The sequence below is a fragment of the Microcoleus vaginatus FACHB-2002 genome, assembly GCF_040004035.1.
Lineage (GTDB): Bacteria > Cyanobacteriota > Cyanobacteriia > Cyanobacteriales > Microcoleaceae > Microcoleus > Microcoleus vaginatus_C.
The window spans coordinates 1-18,790 of record NZ_JAMPLN010000045.1; the positions used below are offsets into that span (position 1 = coordinate 1).

Annotated in this window: 21 protein-coding genes; 11 read left to right on the forward strand and 10 right to left on the reverse strand. The window is 46.6% G+C overall.

Annotated elements, in window-relative coordinates:
* Positions 1–101: 101 nt before the first annotated feature.
* Entirely contained in the window at positions 102–227 is a 126-nt protein-coding gene (locus NDI35_RS25695; RefSeq protein WP_445315197.1) for a hypothetical protein, read from the reverse strand.
* A 383-nt stretch (positions 228–610) separates the two neighbouring features.
* Here NDI35_RS25695 and NDI35_RS25700 point away from each other — a divergent pair, with 383 nt between their 5' ends.
* The 3 genes from NDI35_RS25700 to NDI35_RS25710 all read left to right on the forward strand — a co-directional run bounded on the left by NDI35_RS25700 (position 611) and on the right by NDI35_RS25710 (position 2,502).
* Entirely contained in the window at positions 611–1,600 is a 990-nt protein-coding gene (locus tag NDI35_RS25700) for a threo-3-hydroxy-L-aspartate ammonia-lyase (RefSeq protein ID WP_445315198.1), read from the forward strand.
* A 283-nt stretch (positions 1,601–1,883) separates the two neighbouring features.
* Positions 1,884–2,189, forward strand: a complete 306-nt coding sequence (locus tag NDI35_RS25705; protein WP_006635311.1) for a small RNA NsiR4-regulated ssr1528 family protein — start codon at positions 1,884–1,886, stop codon at positions 2,187–2,189.
* A gap of 82 nt (positions 2,190–2,271) precedes the next feature.
* On the forward strand, positions 2,272–2,502 hold the full coding sequence (locus NDI35_RS25710) for a hypothetical protein (protein WP_445315199.1): 231 nt from the start codon (positions 2,272–2,274) through the stop codon (positions 2,500–2,502).
* A 261-nt stretch (positions 2,503–2,763) separates the two neighbouring features.
* On the opposite strand, the gene NDI35_RS25715 is transcribed toward NDI35_RS25710, so the two are convergent.
* The 6 genes from NDI35_RS25715 to deoC all read right to left on the reverse strand — a co-directional run bounded on the left by NDI35_RS25715 (position 2,764) and on the right by deoC (position 9,165).
* Positions 2,764–3,681, reverse strand: coding sequence for an NAD(P)H-dependent glycerol-3-phosphate dehydrogenase (locus tag NDI35_RS25715; RefSeq protein ID WP_445315200.1), 918 nt, complete (start codon positions 3,679–3,681; stop codon positions 2,764–2,766).
* A 111-nt stretch (positions 3,682–3,792) separates the two neighbouring features.
* On the reverse strand, positions 3,793–4,221 hold the full coding sequence (locus NDI35_RS25720) for an NUDIX domain-containing protein (protein ID WP_445315201.1): 429 nt from the start codon (positions 4,219–4,221) through the stop codon (positions 3,793–3,795).
* A gap of 90 nt (positions 4,222–4,311) precedes the next feature.
* The gene (locus NDI35_RS25725; protein ID WP_445315202.1) at positions 4,312–5,538 is read right to left on the reverse strand and encodes a glycosyltransferase family 4 protein; all 1,227 of its coding nucleotides are present in this window, start codon (positions 5,536–5,538) and stop codon (positions 4,312–4,314) included.
* A 26-nt stretch (positions 5,539–5,564) separates the two neighbouring features.
* Positions 5,565–7,136, reverse strand: a complete 1,572-nt coding sequence (locus tag NDI35_RS25730) for an MFS transporter (RefSeq protein ID WP_445315203.1) — start codon at positions 7,134–7,136, stop codon at positions 5,565–5,567.
* Positions 7,137–7,367: 231 nt separating this feature from the next.
* Positions 7,368–8,243 (reverse strand): DNA repair protein RecO, encoded by an 876-nt coding sequence (gene recO, locus NDI35_RS25735; protein ID WP_445315204.1) that lies wholly within the window; start codon positions 8,241–8,243, stop codon positions 7,368–7,370.
* Positions 8,244–8,484: 241 nt separating this feature from the next.
* The gene (gene deoC, locus NDI35_RS25740) at positions 8,485–9,165 is read right to left on the reverse strand and encodes a deoxyribose-phosphate aldolase (protein ID WP_445315205.1); all 681 of its coding nucleotides are present in this window, start codon (positions 9,163–9,165) and stop codon (positions 8,485–8,487) included.
* 411 nt (positions 9,166–9,576) lie between these two features.
* On the opposite strand from deoC, the gene NDI35_RS25745 reads away from it, so the two are divergent.
* Together NDI35_RS25745 and NDI35_RS25750 are read left to right on the forward strand one after the other, a co-directional pair.
* Positions 9,577–9,939, forward strand: a complete 363-nt coding sequence (locus tag NDI35_RS25745; protein ID WP_445315206.1) for a hypothetical protein — start codon at positions 9,577–9,579, stop codon at positions 9,937–9,939.
* 351 nt (positions 9,940–10,290) lie between these two features.
* Positions 10,291–11,313: a tetratricopeptide repeat protein gene (locus tag NDI35_RS25750; RefSeq protein ID WP_445315207.1), complete on the forward strand. Its 1,023-nt coding sequence runs from the start codon at positions 10,291–10,293 to the stop codon at positions 11,311–11,313.
* An 89-nt stretch (positions 11,314–11,402) separates the two neighbouring features.
* On the opposite strand, the gene NDI35_RS25755 is transcribed toward NDI35_RS25750, so the two are convergent.
* The 3 genes from NDI35_RS25755 to NDI35_RS25765 form a co-directional block, all read right to left on the reverse strand.
* On the reverse strand, positions 11,403–12,149 hold the full coding sequence (locus NDI35_RS25755) for a hypothetical protein (protein WP_445315208.1): 747 nt from the start codon (positions 12,147–12,149) through the stop codon (positions 11,403–11,405).
* Between the two features lie 575 nt (positions 12,150–12,724).
* Positions 12,725–13,447: a pyridoxine 5'-phosphate synthase gene (locus tag NDI35_RS25760; RefSeq protein WP_445315209.1), complete on the reverse strand. Its 723-nt coding sequence runs from the start codon at positions 13,445–13,447 to the stop codon at positions 12,725–12,727.
* Between the two features lie 62 nt (positions 13,448–13,509).
* Positions 13,510–14,295, reverse strand: coding sequence for a nucleotidyltransferase domain-containing protein (locus tag NDI35_RS25765; protein WP_445315210.1), 786 nt, complete (start codon positions 14,293–14,295; stop codon positions 13,510–13,512).
* A gap of 98 nt (positions 14,296–14,393) precedes the next feature.
* Between NDI35_RS25765 and NDI35_RS25770 the strand changes: the two genes are divergently transcribed.
* The 6 genes from NDI35_RS25770 to NDI35_RS25795 all read left to right on the forward strand — a co-directional run bounded on the left by NDI35_RS25770 (position 14,394) and on the right by NDI35_RS25795 (position 18,789).
* Positions 14,394–14,534: a hypothetical protein gene (locus tag NDI35_RS25770; protein WP_445315211.1), complete on the forward strand. Its 141-nt coding sequence runs from the start codon at positions 14,394–14,396 to the stop codon at positions 14,532–14,534.
* Between the two features lie 32 nt (positions 14,535–14,566).
* On the forward strand, positions 14,567–15,427 hold the full coding sequence (locus NDI35_RS25775) for a Tab2/Atab2 family RNA-binding protein (protein WP_445315212.1): 861 nt from the start codon (positions 14,567–14,569) through the stop codon (positions 15,425–15,427).
* A 455-nt stretch (positions 15,428–15,882) separates the two neighbouring features.
* Positions 15,883–17,178, forward strand: a complete 1,296-nt coding sequence (locus tag NDI35_RS25780; protein WP_445315213.1) for a TldD/PmbA family protein — start codon at positions 15,883–15,885, stop codon at positions 17,176–17,178.
* A 142-nt stretch (positions 17,179–17,320) separates the two neighbouring features.
* The gene (locus NDI35_RS25785; RefSeq protein ID WP_445315214.1) at positions 17,321–18,277 is read left to right on the forward strand and encodes a GDSL-type esterase/lipase family protein; all 957 of its coding nucleotides are present in this window, start codon (positions 17,321–17,323) and stop codon (positions 18,275–18,277) included.
* Positions 18,278–18,291: 14 nt separating this feature from the next.
* Positions 18,292–18,456, forward strand: a complete 165-nt coding sequence (locus NDI35_RS25790) for a hypothetical protein (RefSeq protein WP_445315215.1) — start codon at positions 18,292–18,294, stop codon at positions 18,454–18,456.
* A gap of 45 nt (positions 18,457–18,501) precedes the next feature.
* Complete coding sequence (locus NDI35_RS25795) at positions 18,502–18,789, forward strand: HAD family hydrolase (protein ID WP_445315216.1); 288 nt, start codon at positions 18,502–18,504, stop codon at positions 18,787–18,789.
* Position 18,790 lies beyond the last annotated feature (1 nt).

Genomic DNA, 18,790 nt, shown 5'->3' on the forward strand with positions numbered 1-18,790 from the left:
TCTTCAAGATTAGCTATTTAATCTGAGCCCTCTTGAGTTTTTGAGTAACAGCTTGCCTTCTATCCAAAGGCAACTACTTTTAGATGCGATCGTTTTTTAGTCTAAACTCCAGTTAAACAATTTAGCGGATCTTTTTTGGGTAGGGAAATGGCATTGCCGTGTCCTCTTTTGCCTTGTTGTCGATCGTTGGAGTCGATCGCACTCGCGAGGGCAATTTCACCATCCAATCCGGTTGATTTTACCCGTTATATCCATTCCGGTTGATTAAACCACAGAGGACACAGAGGATACAGAGAAAGGGAAGAGAGAGATGAATAATTCCGATGCCAAGGGATTTGATATTACCCAAAATCAGGACAGTGCGCCGTGCCGTTTCCCTACAATTAATCGGAAGGTGGTTAAGTTTGTATTCATTAATCCTTCTCCTGTTCAAGTGGAAACGCCCCTTTACTTTTTGATAGTAAGTTGTCATAGCTTTGATTTTAGTCAACAGCTTTTTTAACAATTAAGCGCAACAGCTTATGATAAAAATTTATAGTTTAATGGTAGGAGTGAAGCGGGCAATGCCCATCCTACAAATAGAGTCCTCGATCGCCCAAATCTAAAATCTATGAGTACCGACTTCTGTGCCCAAAATCCTTTATCAGTCAGTTTCGCCGATGTGGAGGAGGCGGCAAATCGCTTGCAGGGCATAGCTTTCAAGACGCCGGTGCTGACTTCGGAAACTTTCAACAAACGCACAAATTCTCAGGTATTTTTCAAGTGCGAGAACTTTCAGCGCACGGGTTCGTTTAAATTTCGGGGTGCTTGCAATGCTTTGATCCAGCTATCTGAAGCCGAAAAGCAGCGGGGAGTGCTGACTTTTTCTTCGGGAAATCACGCGCAGGCGATCGCCCTTGCGGCACGGTTGCTAGAAATTCCTGCTACTGTTGTCATGCCGGCAGATGCGCCCAAAGTCAAGCAAGAAGCGACTCGCGGCTACGGTGCAGAGATTATTTTGTACGATCGCACTCAAGTTTCCCGCGAAGAGTTAGCGGCTAAAATTGCCGCAGAACGGCACTTGACAATTATTCCTCCTTATGATCATGCGTGGGTGATTGCGGGACAAGGTACGGCGGGGTTGGAATTAATCGCAGAAGTTGGGGAGTTGGATTTGCTGCTGGTTTGCTGCGGTGGCGGGGGTTTGCTGTCGGGATGCGCGATCGCCACAAAAACTTTGTCTCCGCAGTGTAAAGTAATAGGAGTAGAACCTGAGCAAGCAGACGATGCGGCGCGATCGTTCCGCACGAAAACGCTACAAACTGTTACTAACCCGGATACGATTGCTGACGGTGCGCGCACGCCATCTTTGGGGAAATTAACCTTTCCTTTGGTGCTGCATTATGTTGATGAGATGGCAACTGTTTCCGAAGACGCAATTCGCAGCACAATGTTTTTTATGTGGGAACGCATGAAGGTAGTTGTGGAACCGACGGGAGTGTTAGCGGCGGCGGCTTTGTTGTCAGGTGTTGTGCAGTCTGAAAATGCGAGAATTGGTGTGATTGTTAGTGGGGGAAATGTGGATTTGAGCGAAGTCAATCGTTTTTTTTACTGTAATTAATTCTGCCACTTTATTAGTTCATCAGTCCGAAAGCCCGCCCGGGGTTTAAACCCCTTTTTAATAGCAAAAGTCCTCTAAAAACGACTGGAAAGCATTTTTTATTTTTATCTTAAGTCCACTCAAGTGGACTTGCTCTGTGAGACGGCCGTTAAAATCCCCGGCGGACTTTCGGGCAAACGCCAAATATTCATGCAAACGTCAAATATTAATATTGACAAATTTGACCAAAGTAAAAAGCGATCTGATAAAATGCTTCCACAACAAACTTCGATGTAATAGCACAATGTCTTCAGAAACAAACTCAGCGGCTCAATCTACAACTGGTGCAGATGCGATCGATGTTGCGATCGCCTCTGGGATCGACTTTGACGGTACTCCGATTCCGCAAGCAAAATTAGACCTCTACAAGCAAGTGATGGGATTAGAAGCCGGCAGACAGCGCAGTGGCGTGTCAAATACAATGCGATCGCGCATTGTCCGAATCGGTGTCAAACATCTGCCTCAAAACGAGCTCGATAAAATGCTCGTTGCTGCTGACTTCGCACCGCTGAAAGATAAAGAAGTTGCATTTTATTACGGTGGGAAGTAAAAATTATCTACCCTTTTAGACAGATGAACAGTCATCCCCAAATCGGTCAAAATTGGGACAAATCCTAGCAGAGGGTCAGTGTATGAATACTAACGGTAGTACAGTCATCAGCAACCTCGAGTATGATTTGTTAACAATTTTGCAAAACAAGTCTGAAGCTTTGAAAGCCTACGATACTTACATGAAAGATGCTCAGGAAATGGGTTCTGAGCCTTGTGCTGAACTGTTTCAAAAATTGCAGCAAGCTGACATGGAGCACGCGCAGGAAATTCGGCAGCACCTTCAACAGGTAATGCAGCAAGGCAAGATGTAAAGCTGGTTCAACTAGCTCTGCAAGTTATGAGTTATGAGTTAAGTAGCAGCTATGAGTTAAAGAGTTTTGGATTCACAACTCATCTTCAATTCCTTAAACTCTTTCTCTACCGAGCGCTCAAAACATCAATCTGACCGCTCAACCAATGTCGATTACAACTCTTAATTCATAACTAGCAACTGGTGACACCACTTCTTGAAACTTCAGCGACGGGTAGGGACTTAGGCTTTGCTTAAGTCCTTACCTATCTAGCAGTAGAGGTTATAAAATCTCCGGTTTCAAAGCTCGTTCCATCAGCGATAAAACAGCTTGTTCAGGAGTAATTTCACTATTTAATAAGCGATAAACTTGACGAGAAACAGGAACTTCAATGCCGCGTTGATTAGCTAAATCAATCAACACATTAGTAGTATTAACACCCTCAGCAGTACTCTGCAATTCGTGTAAAATTTGCTCTAAAGATTTGCCTTCAGCTAATCCGAAACCAACCCGATAATTACGCGATAAAGGACTGTTGCAAGTAGCGAGCAAATCTCCCAAACCAGACAAACCGTAAAAAGTTTCTGCGCGAGCTCCCAAACGAACCCCCACCCGAATCATTTCCGGCAAAGCGCGAGTCAGCAAAGCAGATTTAGCATTAGTTCCTAATTGTAAACCGTCGCAAACACCAGCGGCGATCGCAAATACATTTTTCAAAGTTCCACCTAACTCAGTCCCCAGCGGGTCTTCATTCACATAAACCCGAAAAATATCAGAACTGTAAATATTTTGCACTTGCTTGGCCGCCGCTAAATCCAAACTCGCCGCTACCGTTGCAGCAGGCAATCCTTGCTGAATTTCCTCGGAAAGATTAGGGCCCGAAAGTACCACAATTGAATTGTTAGGAAAAGCATTTTGCCAAATTTGAGACGGAGTGCGCGTGCTCGCGGGGTCTAAACCTTTGGTGACAGTAACTATAATTGTATCGGGACTTAACTCTAACGCCAAAAGTCGATCGACCGTTGCTCCAACTCCTTTCATCGAAACAGCCGAAACAACAACATCCGCACCTGTGATAACTGATTCTAGATTAAAAGAACTGCTGCGCGACCACAAATTAACTCGAGATCCTTTTTTGTCTCCCAGATTTGCCAGTGCCGAACCCCAAGCACCTCCGCCTAATATTGTCAAGCTTGGCATAGAATTTAGTTTGATGAATTTAACCGCAGATTAACACAGATAAATCACAGATAAATCATAGCAATCAATCTGCGTTAATCCGCGTGCATCTGCGGTTAACAAATTCTCACCCTACAAACGCGGCCGCAATCCATAATGACGGTAACGCCAATAATCTCGTAAAATGCGATCGTGATCGAAACACAACTCACGAGGAATCTGCCAAGATTCAAAAAATTGTAAATTTTTAGCATCGTCCGCGGCTTGAGGTTCGCCCGTTGCAGAAGCCAAGAATACAATACTGATTGTGTGTTGGCGCGCGTCCCGATTTGGGTCAGAATAAACGTAAAATTGCTCAATTAATTCTACATTCAAGCTTGTTTCTTCTAAAGCTTCGCGTTTGGCCGCCGTTTCTACCGCTTCCCCGTAATCGACAAAACCGCCGGGAAGTGCCCAGCCGTAGGGAATATTGCGGCGTTCGATGAGTATGATCGGCCGATGGGGGCGATCGGCTAATTCGATGATAATATCAACTGTAGGAGCGGGATTTTTGTATGTCATTTGCAAAGGAAGAAGGAAGGCACGACAAGAATTTTGACACGGATAAACGGCTTAATTTCAACTGGTTCGGAGTTCCTTCTTCCTGCTGAATCATGCTAAACCGCGAATTAGTACGCGCTGCTTTTGCAAAACCTCAGAGTACAGCTTTTCCAACTCAGTAATATTCTGACTCAGAGTGTACCGATCGAGCGCTCGTTGGCGTGCTTTTTGACCAAGCAGCATTCCCAACTCAGGATGATCGCAAAACAGCGGCAGCAAGGTTTGCAACTGACTCCGTACCCGCTGAGTGTTCAAAACTATCCCCGCGCCTTCCTCCAAAGCCTCGCCGTCAGCACCGGCATCGGTTGCCAAACAAGCTAAACCGCAGGCCATCGCTTCCAGCAGCGACAGCGATAGTCCCTCCACCAAAGAAGGCAAAATAAATACGTCTGCACCCCGCAGAATTTCGATACGGCGTTCCTCCTCGGCAACAAATCCGAGCCACACAATGCCATCATCTTCGCCGTAAAACAGTTGCAGCGAGGCGGCTAGGGGCCCGTCACCTACGATCGCCAATACGTTCCTAGGGCCAAAATTGCACTGTTTCCAGGCCTTGAGCAGGGCTTCGACATTTTTCTCCTGGGCAATGCGGCCTTGGTAAACAAAAATTCGATCGGCTTTTAATTCTGACTTCAACCCCGAAGGCCCGGGCGAATATTTAACAGCATCCACGCCGTTGGGAATCACAGCCACCCGTTCCTGTGGCACTCCCAACTTCACCAATATATCCCGCTGAATTTGAGAAAAAACGATCGTCGAGTCGTAGTTCGCCAAAAACGGAGCGTAGAGTTGATACATCAGGTGTTGGGTTCCCGATGTCAAATTCCGCAATTTGCGATCGAACGGCGGGTGAAAAGTCGCCACCAGAGGCAAATTCAATTCTTGACAAATTTCCGGCAGCAGAAAGTCTAGAGGCGAAAGCGTCAGGGAAGCGTGAACCACATCGGGTTTGAGCCGCCGCAGAGATTTCATCAGCACTGTGCGGGACTTGAGAGTGGGAATCGTATAAATTTGCGACTTGTAGTGACAGGGTAAAGAGACTTCGTTGCAACTTGCGGGCGAGAGCGAATTGGTATATGAGGTTTGAGCAATTCCCTTGCCCCACGAACCATTGGCCATACTCCACGCCGTATTGTTCCTGTCCAGCGGGCCCGCTTCTTGGGCAAAGTGCAGGAAACTGACCTGGTATCCCCGGTCTAACAGTGCGTTGGTGACTTCCCTGGAGTAAGTGACGTTACCGCAAAAAGGTGATTTTTTTCCTAGCCAAGCGATGTGCATTCCAGTAAATCAGAGTTTGTTATTTTTTAGATTCGATCGACTTTGCTATTAGTGCTACGGGAAATATACCAGGTTAAGACACCCCCAGCGATCGCTAATCCTGCTAAAGCCAAAAATACTGTCGGCAAACCCAGAAATGTTTCCGCTACGCCGGCCAAAGCCAACGGTAAACTCAAAGCGATATTAGTGGCATTGTTTTGCAGCCCGAAGACTTTTCCCCGCATTTCTTCTGGGGTTTCTGCTTGAATTGTAGTCTGCATCGGCACTCCCACCAATGAGGCAAATAAACCCAACAGGGTAATGAACAGCACCGATAGCCACAAATGGTGTGTAAATGCAGAAAGGCCCATCAGAGCAAGTGCCATGCCGATCGATCCGATTAAACTCAGTTGCGAGTGAGAAAATTTGTGGCCGAGATAGCCAACTGTCGCCGCCCCACCAGCCATTCCGACGCCCACCGCAGCCAGCAAAAAGCCAAATTGTGATGCTTTCATACCGGGGAGGATTTCTGCCAGCCGAACTGCTAGAACTGCCAAGGCTGCAAAAATGGAAAATAGAATAATTAGTTGAATTAAAGCATTGCGGACTTTCGGTTGATCGTTGATGTAACGCAGGCCGTCTTGCAAATCTGCTAGAGGGTGCGGCGGTTCGTGTTCGGCATCGTTTTTTTCGCCTGTTTTCATCGACAGCAACAGCACTCCGGCGAAGGCGTAACTTCCGCCTACTACTAATTCTTTGCCGATGCCGAGTCCGCCGCCGAGGTTGGAAAATAGGGTGTCGGCTAAAGCTAGTAAGGGTTCTCCGACTGCGAAGCCAATAATCACCGAACCCATCATGGTTGTGGTGTAGAGGGAGTTTGCTGATAGCAGGTGGCGGCGTTCCACAATTAGGGGAATCACTGACTGTTCTGCTGGGGCGAAAAATTGAGTTAGAGTCGAAACGAGGAATGTCACTAGCAGCAGCAAGCAGAATCCGAGCGGCAGTTGACCGAGTTCCCACCCGTCAGAGAGCCACAGCAGCACGGGCAATGTTAAAACAAAGCCTCCCCGCAGGAGGTTTGTGGCTACGAGCACTGCTTTTTTCGACCACCGATCGACATACACGCCCGCGGCGGCCCCGAACAGCACTGCGGGAATGGTAAAGGCGATCATGATTGCCGATACCCACCTGCTGATGGTTTGATCTGGCGCTTGAAAGCGGCTGGCCACCAGGGCGATCGTCAGTACGAGATAAACTTTATCTGCTAGTTGGGAAAAAACTTGCCCACTCCACAATGCTAGAAAATTTGGGTTTTTGAGCACTGGCAGAAATCCCGTTTCTTGTTCGGAAATTTCGGCTACTGCTTCGGAGAGTTCTGCTGCTGGCTCTGGTGTGGGAACTGGGAGGGTTGTTTCGGGCTGTGGGCTATTGCCGTTGTTCCAGTCTGGTGCTGGAGTTGTGGGGTATTTATCCATTTCTGGGTGTTGGACGTTGCTCCATTGTCGATCGGCCAAGACGGGCTCCGAGCGAAAATCGGGAAAATTTTCTCGTTCTTCCATCTTGTGGTGGGTCACAGCTAACACAGATATTCTCAAATCAGAATCGGACAGTCGCATCATAGGATTTGGGGGGGTTCGCCTGGGATGGTGGAGGTTGGGGGGATGGGAATTTGAAATTGAGGTGTTAACCCCTAAGTTTATTAATAATCTCGTAACTTTATCTCTATCTATTATCTGATGTCGCAACAACGTTGAGAATTTACCTGAAAAGGCCGGCAGGTTCGGGTATCCGGCAGGCTGGGGGTGCGATGTACGATCGCCCGTTCACCTATTTAAATCAACACTCAAAATTTAAAACTCAAAACTCTCTAGGTAGGTGTCGATCGAGCTTCCCGATCTAATCGTGCAACCTAAATGATACTGGGCATATTGCCGCAAAATATTTTCTACTGATACCCACGTTGTTCGATCGGCAATCCCCTCTCCTAGTTCTGGACTAGCCAACTGTTGCAGCGCTGCTAATTCCTTAGCATTTATCTCAAAATTTGTCAAGTGCTTGCTGCCATTCGTTTGCCGGGAACGGGAGGCGGATTTGTACAAGCTACCGATTTCTGAAGAGAGTTCCGCCTCTAGGTTAGCTAGTTCGGGCAAGCTGAAGGTTCCCCCAGAGGGTATACTAAACCCGGTTTGCCAGTTCGGATCGGTGAAATTTGGGATGAGTGCCTGTCTGGTGGCGCAGCAAACTTGGACTTGGGGCGCGAGGCCGGCTAAGGCTAGCAGGTGAAAAATGCCGTGGCTGAGGTGGGCGACAAGCACGGCGGCGGATTGGATTTCTGTGCGATCGGACAAACGCTCCAAACGGCTCAAATGTTCGCCTAGCAACCAAAAGAGTTCTTCTTGGGGTTCATCGGAAAGGGCGCTGGCGATCGCCAATTCGGCCAGATATTGCGCGGCTGAGAGTTTTCCGAGGTTGCGGCTCAAACCCGGATGGGATTGTACCGTGTCGGCTTGGGTAATTTTGTCGAGCGATCGGCCTTTGGCAATTAGCAATTCGTTGACAACAAATAATTCGCTTCTACCGCCGATGGTCGATCGTTGTTTGCGAACACCCGGTGCTACGGCTCGAATTAAGCCGAATTCCCGCGTCAAAATTGTCAGCACTCGATCGGATTCGCCGATGGGCGCACTCTTGAGATTGATTCCAGTTGCTTTGTAAGTTCGAGTCACTCGATTTTAGATTTTAGATTTTAGATTTTAGATTTACAAGGACAGTAGCAAAAACAGTCCGCGACGCAGAACTTTTATTAGATACTCGTTACCAGGCTCTGCCTGGTAACGCAGATCCGGAGGCTCTGCCTCCTAATCCCAGCCGAGGCAGAGCCTCTAAATATGGATTCCCAGGCAGAGCCTTGGAACCAGTTAATGACTAATGACAATTGCCCACTGTCAACTGTCAACTGTTAACTGTCTAATGACTTTTATCTAAATTATCTCGCTGGCGGATTAATTCGGGGCCACGAGAAGTCCCCAAACGAGTTGCCCCAGCTAGTACCAAATCTAAAGCTTGTTCATGAGTACGAATTCCGCCGGCCGCTTTAATCCCAATCCGTCCCTTCGTAACTTCTTTCAGCAGTCGCACATCGTCAACTTTCGCCGGACCAAAAAAGCCAGTGTTGGTTTTGATGTAGGCGGCGCCGGCTTCCATACAAATCTCAGCCGCTAATTGTTTTTCGGCATCCGAAAGGAGCGAACTTTCGATAATTGCTTTAATGGTTAGATTAGTTTCTTCGCAAATTTGGGCTAATTCCCGGTGGAATTCGTCGATTCTTCCAGCTTTCAACAATCCTAAGTTAACGGAGACATCTAACTCTACGGCTCCATTATCTGCTGCTTCTAGAGCTTCGTAAACTTTCACCGTTGAAGTCGAAGCACCGGTGGGAAAACCTATAACTGTACAGACTTTGGGACGTTTTCCGTGCAGCAGCTCAACTGCTTGTCTGACGTAGGCGGGATACACGCAAACTGTGACAAAGCCAAATCTCTCTGCTTGTTGGCAACAGTGTTCTACTTGCTCTGGCGTGGCGGTGGGGTCGATCAGGCCGTAGTCGATCAAGGGGGCAATATCGATGTCTGCCTGGTTTGCAGCCATTGCTGTTTTTTCTCCGAAGTAACTACTTCCTTATTATGTAGCGAATTTACCAAAATCTTCGACCGAAAGCAGCCTGGGTACAACCCCCCGGATTCATCCGTGAGGTAGCTTTCTCCAATTCTTCAATCTAAAATCTAAAATCTAAAATCGATCGACTTTACTCCAGGCCTTAGCAAGTATAAATACTTAATTGGCTCGTAAAAACTCTTGTGGGAATTGGTTTACCAATATACATCAAAAAAATAATATTTTAGTATCTGCCTTTAGATACATTTTTGATCTTTCTTTAGGTATACTTTGTTAAAAGGAGTTACGGTAGAGCCTGCGTCAGCTACGCTAGGGCAGAGCCTGGTAGCGGCTACTGTTTTTACTTTTAGTAGTGCTTTAAAAACATAAAAGCCAGTGCCAAGCATGAATCATTTAGAACTCGAACAAGAAATTGGGAAGATGGCTAGAGCGATGATGACTCGCAATAGCTTAATTGGTAAGGATTTGATTGCCGATCTCAGAGGGCGGCTGTCTGTTGACAGTGTAGCTGCTTTGATGATTGTCAGCATTGAGCGTTTGATTTGGTATGACTGCGAGTCCGTGCTCTGGAGTTTGAGTTATTTGATTCCTGCTGACGTGATGGAAGAAATTCGCCGGATTACTGCGCTGATTGTTTGCCAGCGGTTGATGGGCAAGGGTTTTGTGCTGGGGAAAGATTTTAGTATTGATGCAACAGGCCAGTTGATGTTGAGTGAGAATGCTAAAACAGCGGTTGTGGTTGCTTGAATTGGGCAAGCAGAAGTAGAAGCTATTAGCACTAGGAGATTTGCAGTTAGACTTGGGGCGTCCTAGGACTCTTTGTGTAACTGCAAACCTAATTCGGGATGCGGTAAGAGTTGCGTGATTCACGCAGACTTAAGATTCGCATCAGCTCTACAAAACGATGAGTGCGGTTAGCTAAAAGAGCTTTTTACAAGAGGAAAATAGTTAGTTTCGACCCCAAATTGTTGAGGTTGTTACTGGCTGTGTGTACGGGCGATCGGCCTGTATCAAATTTTTCAGATTTTTAGTGGAATTACAGTTTTACTCCCAGTAGGATTTCAGGTAGAATCATCCTTAAGATAGATACGAAATATTATGAACTTAATTCAAAACTTGGAAGCGGCTTGGTATTACCATCTGGGTTCGCGCCACCTCGAAGCTAACGATGATCATGGTGCTCTGGCGAACTTTAACAGAGCTTTGAAGTTGCAATCAGATCATTATAAGGCTTGGTTCGGCCGAGGTATGGCTCTAGGGAAATTAGAACGGCACTTAGAGGCGCTGAAGAGTTTTGATGAAGCCTTGGCGGTGGAGCCGAATGCGAGCTTTGGCTGGCACAACCGGGCTATTGCTTTAGGAAAGTTGGGCCGCTGGTTGGAGGCTCTCAACAGTTTTGACCGGGCTCTGGAGTTCAGTCCGTGTGCGGCGAGTATTTGGCACAACCGGGGACTGACGCTGATCGATATGGGGCTGTATGAGAAGGCGGTTCGGAGTTTTGATCGCTCTTTAAATTTGTACCCGGAGGCTGCTTGGGCGTGGTACAACCGAGGTAATGCCTTGTTGGAACTCAAGCTTTACTATCAGGCGCTCAACAGTTTTGAGCGGGCGATCGAGTTTAATCCAGACGACGCAAAGGCTTGGTACAATCGCGGTATAGCTGCCAACTCAATGGGACTTTACAAACAAGCAGTGGCTAGTTTTAGCCGATCGATCGCTCTACAACCGGGCAGAGCCGATGCTGTGGGCGAACGGAGAGTTGCTTTAGAGAAATTAGTAGGCTTAAATCAGAGAAATGCCAAGTTCACTCCCACCTCTGAGCGTCCCTTTGAAGATTATTTAATTTGGTACAACCGGGGTGTGGAATTGGCGCGAAAAGGCTGCTACTCTGAGGCGATTGCTTGCTACGAAACAGTCTTAGAAATAAATCCTGATTTTGCTAACGCTTTTTACAATAAAGCTTGCTGTTATGCGCTACTGGGATTTGCTGATTTGGCCCTTGACAATTTGCAGCGGGCTGTTGAGTTGATCCCTAATTTATACCGAGAGCTAGCTTTAGCTGACTCTGATTTAAGCTGCATTTGGAAACAAGAACGTTTTGAAGCGCTGATCCAAGGTTGATTTTACACAAAAAATAGCTCGCCAATGGGGCGAGCTATTTTTTTTTGTGGCGCAAATTCGATCGCCCGACAGTATTTGTGCAATCTTTGCTATTGCAGAGAAACTCGGATTGAGGGCTTGACCGGCCTCTTGGCAACTACGATTACCCGGTAAGCGCCGGATTCCGGGAGTTGAGCAAAAGTTTGACCTTCGCCTTGATCCAAGAGTTGTCCCGACGGAGATTCGATCGCCAGATCTAGATTTTTGTTGCTGGCTGTCACCCTCATTGTCTGTCCCTGTTTGCCTTGAACCGTGATGGGCTGGATTTGGTAGCCGGACATTTTGAGTTTGACTGTGGCTTGTTTTTCCTTGAATGCTATGGGAATTGCGCGATCGGGCCTATAAGTCCACTTAGCGCTAAAATCGCGTCCGAGTACAAAGCTGGTGGTTTCACCTTTCGGGGTAACTCGCACGCGGTAGATGCCTGACTCTGGCAACTGGCCAATCCACTGATTGTCTGATTTTTCAATAACCCCCATATTTTCACCATTGGGACTGTACAGTTCGGCTGTCAGTTGTCCCGCCCACAGGGAGAGAGTGAGTTCTCGCCCTTTGATGCCTTCAAAAATATAGGTGGTGGGTTGGTTGATGGTTTCTCGGATTTCCGAGGTTGACATTCGCTTGATCGGTTCGAGGTTGGAAACTGATTCAGAGGTAACGGGTTTGTTAAGGGTTTCTGTAATTTCCGAGGCAGCCATCAGCTCGCTCGGCGCAATTTTGGGGGCTACTGGGCTGGCAAATACTGATTTTGCCGTCATCATGAGTAGCATTCCAGTCAGTAAAATTAGTTTTTTCATGTCGCACTTCCGAGGGGGGTAAGGAATTGTATATGGTTACTTGTGTTTGCCTGTTTTCACCGGATTAAATCTGGCGATCGTACAGAGGCTACAGGAGGATATAGGATACACGTAAATATCCCGTACTTGCACAAAACCCGCAGGTAGCAAGTTGCCAGCGCGGGAGCTAAGTAGTAGCCTCAGTTTGTCGGGACATTTTAATGATACTCCTTACGCATAATATCATCAAAGAATATTAGTAATTGGGTGGAGAAAAATTAAAGCTTTTTCCGAGGATCTTGCTAAAGAAATGCCCCCACCCAAAAAACGCGGTGTCTGGGATTCAGGCTCTGCCTTGCTACTAGAAAGCGGCTAGCACCCCCACGGGGTGACAGCCCCTAGTTTTACTTTATTTTTGACGATCGCCTAATTATTTAGGGCGCTGCAAACCCCACCTTACCATATTTGTAGCGTGTTAAACTCTTTTTTACGTAAGTTTTGAACCTGTATATTTGGAGGGCTGCTTTAGTTATAATCTCTAATAAAAACGAGTTGATAACTGCCAAATCCGCCCTCCCAAATGAGGTTAATTCGTATTACGAACCTGCCAGGATTTTTAGGTAAGCTTGTACTGTGTTGAACAAACCCATTTCTAGCGCTTCCGCAATTAAAGCATGACCAATTGATACTTCTAGTATATCAGGAATAGAGCAAAATTTAGCTAAGTTTTGCAAATTTAAATCATGTCCAGCATTCACCCCTAAACCTGCTGATTGAGCTGCTTGAGCTGCTAAGACATATTGTTGAAAAACAAATTCTACTCTACCTTCACGAAAAGCCGCCGCGTAGGGTTCCGTGTACAATTCTACTCTATCTGCTCCAACTTCTTTTGCTAGCGGCATGAGAGCAGCATCTGCGTCCATAAATAAGCTGACTCTGATGCCATTGTCTTTTAATTTTTCAATGATTGGTAGGAGCCGATCGCGATTTTCGGGAATATTCCAACCGCTATCCGATGTTAGCACGTCTGGAGCGTCTGGGACTAAGGTACACTGAGCCGGTTTTACGTCGCAAACTATATCCATAAATGGCGGCTGAAACGGATTTCCTTCGATGTTGAACTCGACAGTTAGCATTTTAGCTAATTCGTAAACATCCGCAGCTTTGATGTGCCTTTCGTCGGGGCGAGGATGGACTGTAACGCCGTGGGCTCCGGCGGCAATTACTGTTTTTGCGGCTTCAGTAACGCTGGGGATGCCGATGTTTCGAGAGTTTCTGAGGAGGGCGATTCTGTTGATGTTAACGCTGAGTTTAGTCATGGGATGTTAATCTTTAAGGTTGATGCTACTATATTAATCGTTTTCGGGACGAAAGTTTGAGCCTATTGCGGTAGTGTTGGGGTGTTATCAAAGTAAAAATTAGCTTCTGCAAGCGGTAAACTTTCTGCAAAAAAAGCCTCAGCTATTTGCTGTTTTGCTGCCAAATCTTCAAGATTGGCAATGCAGAAAAGCGGGGCTATGCGATCGACTATTTCGGGCGGAAAATCTCGGGTGAAATATTTTAGCTCAAAGTCGTATCTGTGGGGACGGTAAATCATTCCCAGCAGTTCGACTAAGGGAAGAAGCGTCCAGTTGTGATAGTTGCCGATCGCATCTACTAAATGTCCGCGATAAATCTCTTTTTTAACCAGAGGTTGCAGCAAATCAAAACGGATTTTCATTTCGTTGAATCGGGTTTGCATTTGGGATAAATGCTGGTTTTTATCCAAAAGAGGCGGTACGATTAGATTAACTTTGTCAAAGGCGATCGGTACTTTCCCGTGTCTCTCTATTTCCAGAAAATCGTTGCGGCTGCTGCGCCGAAAAACTGCAAAATCTATTAGCAAAAACGGCGGGGTTTCTTTGAGCCGCCAGAAGCACTGCGATTGACCGTGCCAAGCGGGTTCGGGAACTCGATATTTGAGTTCGATTTCGCCAATTTCTGCGAGGGATTTTTCAACAATATCAAAGGTTTGTTCCACGCAGTTATCTTCAACCACAACGGCAATATCGAGGTCTGACCACTCGTCGGTGTATCCGTGGGCTGCTGAACCTCCTTGCCACAAAGCGAGAACAAAATCTAAAGGTTGTAAGGTGGAAACAATCTTTTCGAGAATGATTTGTCTCATGGAATCAAGCTATACTGTTTGTTTTCCCTGGCTTGCACAAGTTTAACAAACGATCGCGTGTTGAGATTGCTCCGCGACAGTTCTCCGAGGATTTGCTAATGCTTCCGGTTGTGCACTGCTGCCAAAAATTACACTGGAAGCTGCAAGGGAAAGTGGCAATCTTTGGGAAAGTGCGATCGCCCGCGATTGAAAATCAGCCTTATATTGTCAGAATCAGAAACTTGCCCGCTGTCCGGTAACATGAGAAAGGATTAATTTTTAACAGCGCGGCATGGCTACTATTTGGGAACTCGACTTTTACAGCCGTCCAATCCTAGACGAGCGAGAGAAAAAAAAATGGGAAGTGTTGATCTGCGAAAGCCCGCTGAATGTAGGCGACAAGGCCGAATCTCTGTTTCGCTACTCGCAATTTTGCTCCAGTTCTACCGTGAATTCCCTGTGGCTGGCGGGTGCAATTAAAGAGGCGATCGCCGCAGCACCGAAACGACCTGAAAAAATCCGCTTTTTCCGCCGCCAAATGGCGAACATGATTACCAAAGCCTGCGAGGACTTGGACATTCCCGCCGCCTGCAGCCGCCGCACCCTCGCCCTCAGCCTGTGGCTGGAAGAACGGATGCAAGACGTTTATCCCGCCGAACCGGGCTATCAACCGGTTGTGAACCCGAGTGTTCAATTTATACCCGAAACGCCAGTTGCGCTGCCGGATGCTTTAATCGGCGAAAAATGGGCGTTTGTGAGTTTGCCGATCGCAGCTTTTGACGAAATGTCCGAGTGGGATATCGGATTTGGCGAAGCTTTCGGACTGCCGATGACACGCCTCGCCCCAGAAACGCAAATTCCGGGACTAATTATCTACTCGTCGAGAGCAACAGCTTTGGCAGGTTGGATGTCGGGTTTGGAGTTGGCTTTTCTGAAATTTGAGAGTGGCCCACCTGCTAGGCTGGTATTAGATACGGGAGCTAACGATCGCTGGATTTTAGCTAATCTCAGAGACGCAGCAACTGAGAGAGAAGCGAAAGGATTTGAAGCCGCTAAAAAGCAAGCAAAAAAAGTACATTTCTTAGCAATTCAGTCGAATCCCGAATCGGAATCTTTTGCAGGATTTTGGCTGCTGCACGAACTAACTATTTAGTTAATCGCTTGGCAATAACTGATATCGGGTAGCATTCTCAATCAGATTTAAGCAACTGGGTTTTTTCAGGAAAAATCTCGGCTTTTAGATCTGAACCGCAGCAAAAAAGTCGGTTTCTGACCACAGCCAAAAACAGATACCGTCCCATGTAATCCTGTGGTGGAGATATCAAAATTTTAGATTCTAGTTCAAGTTCCCAGATTCATCTGTGGAGTAAATCTAAAACCTAAAATCTAAAAGCTAAAATCGACGCTAAGCGGTTGGCAAGATGCAAACAATCACAAATGCGTACAATCTTGCGATCGCGCATTCCACCAGTTTCCCCAAAGAATCTAAATGTAGGCCCGTACTCCAAACCCATATCCAGTAAGTCCTTGCCAATTCTTTAATCGAAAATCGAAAATCGAAAATCGAAAATGGTATTACCGATCGCCCATTACCAACCACCGAGAACAATGACCAATCAGCAATCAGCAGAACAACTGTTAGAACTAGCCACCAAAGCAGGTGCAGAAGCTGCTGAGGTATTGGAATCGCAATCGCTCTCACGGCCGGTCTTTTTTGAAGCAAACCGCCTCAAACAGCTAGAAACCGCCCAAGCAGAAGGCATTGCACTGCGGCTGTGGCGGGATGGGCGGCCGGGTTTGGCGGTGGCCTACGGGCCTGTGGAACTACAAATTTTGGTGGACAGGGCGATCGCACTTTCGCAACTCAACGAACCGGAAACCATCGAACTCGGCACCGGTGAGAAAGTTGTTTATCCCGATCGCGGAGTGTCGGTGCCGGCCGAACAGCTAGTAAACTGGGGCAAAGAGGCGATCGCGATCGTCCGCGAAGCGTATCCAGAAAGCCTCTGCACCGCCGAACTCGACTGCGAAATCGAAAGCACCCGCTTGGTGAACACCAAAGGCTTGGATTCGAGTCACACCGACACCACCCTCAGCGGTTACTTATCAGCAGAATTAGTGCGGGGCGAAGATTTCCTCAACATTTGGGAAGGCGAAACTGAACGCGGCACCCTCGACTTAAACACCAGCGCCAAGCGGGTTTTGCAGCGTTTAGAATGGGCGAAAGACAATGTAGCCCCTCCCACGGGCCGCGTGCCGGTCCTATTTACAGCCAAAGCCGCCGACTTGCTTTGGGGGACTGTCTGTGCCGCGCTGAACGGCAAACAGGTACTCGAAGGCGCTTCGCCTTGGAACGATCGATTAGGCCAACAAGTGACATCGCCCCTTGTCACCCTCTCGCAGCAGCCGGATATCGGGCCCTATAGCTGTCCCTTTGACGACGAAGGTACTCCCACTCGGGCGATCGTCTTTATCAACAGCGGAGTGTTGCAGCTATTTTATACCGATCGCACCACCGGTCGAGCCTTGGGCAGTGGCACCACCGGCAACGGATTTCGCCCAGGTTTGGGCAGCTATCCGACGCCGAGTTTGTTCAATGTTTTAATTAAACCAGGTTCGCTTTCGCTAATCGATTTAATCGCTCAATTAGACGACGGAATTGTTGTCGATCAAATGCTTGGTGGCAGTGCTGGAATTTCCGGCGATTTTTCAATTAATGTCGATCTCGGCTACCGAGTCAAAAAAGGTCAAATAGTCGGCAGAATAAAAGACACAATGGTAGCTGGCAACGTCTACAGCGTCCTTAAACAATTAGTAGAATTGGGAGGAGATTCTGAGTGGAACGGTTCTTGCCACACACCGTCTGTAATTGTAGAGGGATTGTCCGTCATCGGCAAGAATTAAAGTCAGTTGGCAGTTGGCAGTTGGCAGTGGTTAGTTGTTAGTTGTCATCAATCATCAATCATCAGCCAATAGTCAACAGTCAACAGCCAACAGCCAACAGTCAACAGTCAACAGTCACCAATTCCCACTTCCCACACATAATATGCGTATTTGTTTTATCGGCGATTCTTTTGTAAACGGTACTTGCGATCCCAAATGTCTCGGTTGGACAGGACGGATTTGCGCGGCCGCTTGCGGACAAGGACACGATATTACCTACTACAATTTAGGAATAAGGGGAGAAACCAGTGCCGATATAGAAACTCGTTGGTTCAACGAAATTTCTGCCCGCTTACCTCACTACGCCGACGGCAGAATAGTATTTTCTTTTGGTGTCAACGACACTTACCTAGAAAACGAAAAAATTCGCATAGAAGTTGACAAATCAATTGAAAATACTCGCTCTATTCTCACGTCAGCCAAAAATATATTTCCAGTATTAATGGTAGGGCCACCGCCAGTTATTGATGCCGATCGCACAAGGCGGATTGCCAACTTATCCGAACAGTTTGCCCAAGTTTGCAACGAATTAAATGTGCCTTATCTAGATGTTTGCACCCCGCTGCAAGACTCGGAAATTTGGCATAAAGAACTTACCGAAAATGACGTTTCCCATCCCCGCGCCGCCGGTTACGCTGAATTGGCTAAAATAGTTCACAATTGGGACGGTTGGAAAGCGTGGTTTAAAAATATCAATGTATCAGATCAAGAGACAGTAACGCTATTCCGAGCCGTCGGCAAAAAAGAAATGGAACTGATTAAAGAAAGCGATTTTATGGCATTTCCGCCACGCTTATCCTTTCAGCCTACTTTTTATCCCGTAGTTCACAAAGCCTATGCCATACAAATCGCGCGAGATTGGAATACAAGAGATGCAGCATCGGGATATTTCGGCTATGCCACGCGCTTTCGGGTGGCGGCAGAATTCTTAAAAAAATATTCGGTTCAAAATGTGGGCAGTTCGATTCACCAAGAATATTGGATTCCGGCAGAAGAATTGAGCGAATTCAATCAAAATATTGTGGGAAAAATTGAGATTTTTGCGGAATATCAACCCTAAACTAGGAGTGAACTATGCTAAAATTTAATCAATTTGAAATAGTGAGTTTTGACTGCTACGGCACTCTAATAGATGGGGAAAGAGGGATATTACCCGCATTGAAACACTTGCTGTTAAATCGGGAAATTAATTTCAGCGATGAAGGAATTTTATATCTTTTTGCTGAATTTGAATCCTAACTAGAAAACCCAAATAATCATTATAATATAAGATATCGGGATATTTTGCAAGAAATCGTAAAAAATTTTAGTCACAGATTTAATTTTAAACCGACAGAAACAGCATCAGGAACAGAAATAAATTGTTGGCTTGATTCCCTCAAAAAGTGGCAATTATTTCCCGATACAGTGGCAGCTTTAACAGCACTCAAGCAGAAATACCAACTGGCAGTAATTTCCAATATTGACGATGATTTGTTTGCGGGTACAGCCCAACACTTAAAACCCACATTCCGCCGATATTCAAGCAGATTTAATTTCAAAAAAATTCAGAATTGCCCAAGCCTCAAATGAT

Bases quoted from the DNA above. Each gene is read 5' to 3' on its own strand.
- NDI35_RS25705 (WP_006635311.1), top strand. From the start codon at position 1,884: ATGTCTTCAGAAACAAACTCAGCGGCTCAATCTACAACTGGTGCAGAT.
- NDI35_RS25760 (WP_445315209.1), bottom strand. From the start codon at position 13,447: ATGACTAAACTCAGCGTTAACATCAACAGAATCGCCCTCCTCAGAAAC.
- NDI35_RS25770 (WP_445315211.1), top strand. From the start codon at position 14,394: ATGCTTCCGGTTGTGCACTGCTGCCAAAAATTACACTGGAAGCTGCAA.
- NDI35_RS25725 (WP_445315202.1), bottom strand. From the start codon at position 5,538: ATGCACATCGCTTGGCTAGGAAAAAAATCACCTTTTTGCGGTAACGTC.
- NDI35_RS25720 (WP_445315201.1), bottom strand. From the start codon at position 4,221: ATGACATACAAAAATCCCGCTCCTACAGTTGATATTATCATCGAATTA.
- NDI35_RS25745 (WP_445315206.1), top strand. From the start codon at position 9,577: ATGAATCATTTAGAACTCGAACAAGAAATTGGGAAGATGGCTAGAGCG.
- NDI35_RS25730 (WP_445315203.1), bottom strand. From the start codon at position 7,136: ATGATGCGACTGTCCGATTCTGATTTGAGAATATCTGTGTTAGCTGTG.
- NDI35_RS25785 (WP_445315214.1), top strand. From the start codon at position 17,321: ATGCGTATTTGTTTTATCGGCGATTCTTTTGTAAACGGTACTTGCGAT.
- NDI35_RS25715 (WP_445315200.1), bottom strand. From the start codon at position 3,681: ATGCCAAGCTTGACAATATTAGGCGGAGGTGCTTGGGGTTCGGCACTG.
- NDI35_RS25765 (WP_445315210.1), bottom strand. From the start codon at position 14,295: ATGAGACAAATCATTCTCGAAAAGATTGTTTCCACCTTACAACCTTTA.
- NDI35_RS25780 (WP_445315213.1), top strand. From the start codon at position 15,883: ATGACCAATCAGCAATCAGCAGAACAACTGTTAGAACTAGCCACCAAA.
- NDI35_RS25755 (WP_445315208.1), bottom strand. From the start codon at position 12,149: ATGAAAAAACTAATTTTACTGACTGGAATGCTACTCATGATGACGGCA.
- NDI35_RS25710 (WP_445315199.1), top strand. From the start codon at position 2,272: ATGAATACTAACGGTAGTACAGTCATCAGCAACCTCGAGTATGATTTG.
- NDI35_RS25790 (WP_445315215.1), top strand. From the start codon at position 18,292: ATGCTAAAATTTAATCAATTTGAAATAGTGAGTTTTGACTGCTACGGC.
- NDI35_RS25700 (WP_445315198.1), top strand. From the start codon at position 611: ATGAGTACCGACTTCTGTGCCCAAAATCCTTTATCAGTCAGTTTCGCC.
- NDI35_RS25775 (WP_445315212.1), top strand. From the start codon at position 14,567: ATGGCTACTATTTGGGAACTCGACTTTTACAGCCGTCCAATCCTAGAC.
- deoC (WP_445315205.1), bottom strand. From the start codon at position 9,165: ATGGCTGCAAACCAGGCAGACATCGATATTGCCCCCTTGATCGACTAC.
- NDI35_RS25750 (WP_445315207.1), top strand. From the start codon at position 10,291: ATGAACTTAATTCAAAACTTGGAAGCGGCTTGGTATTACCATCTGGGT.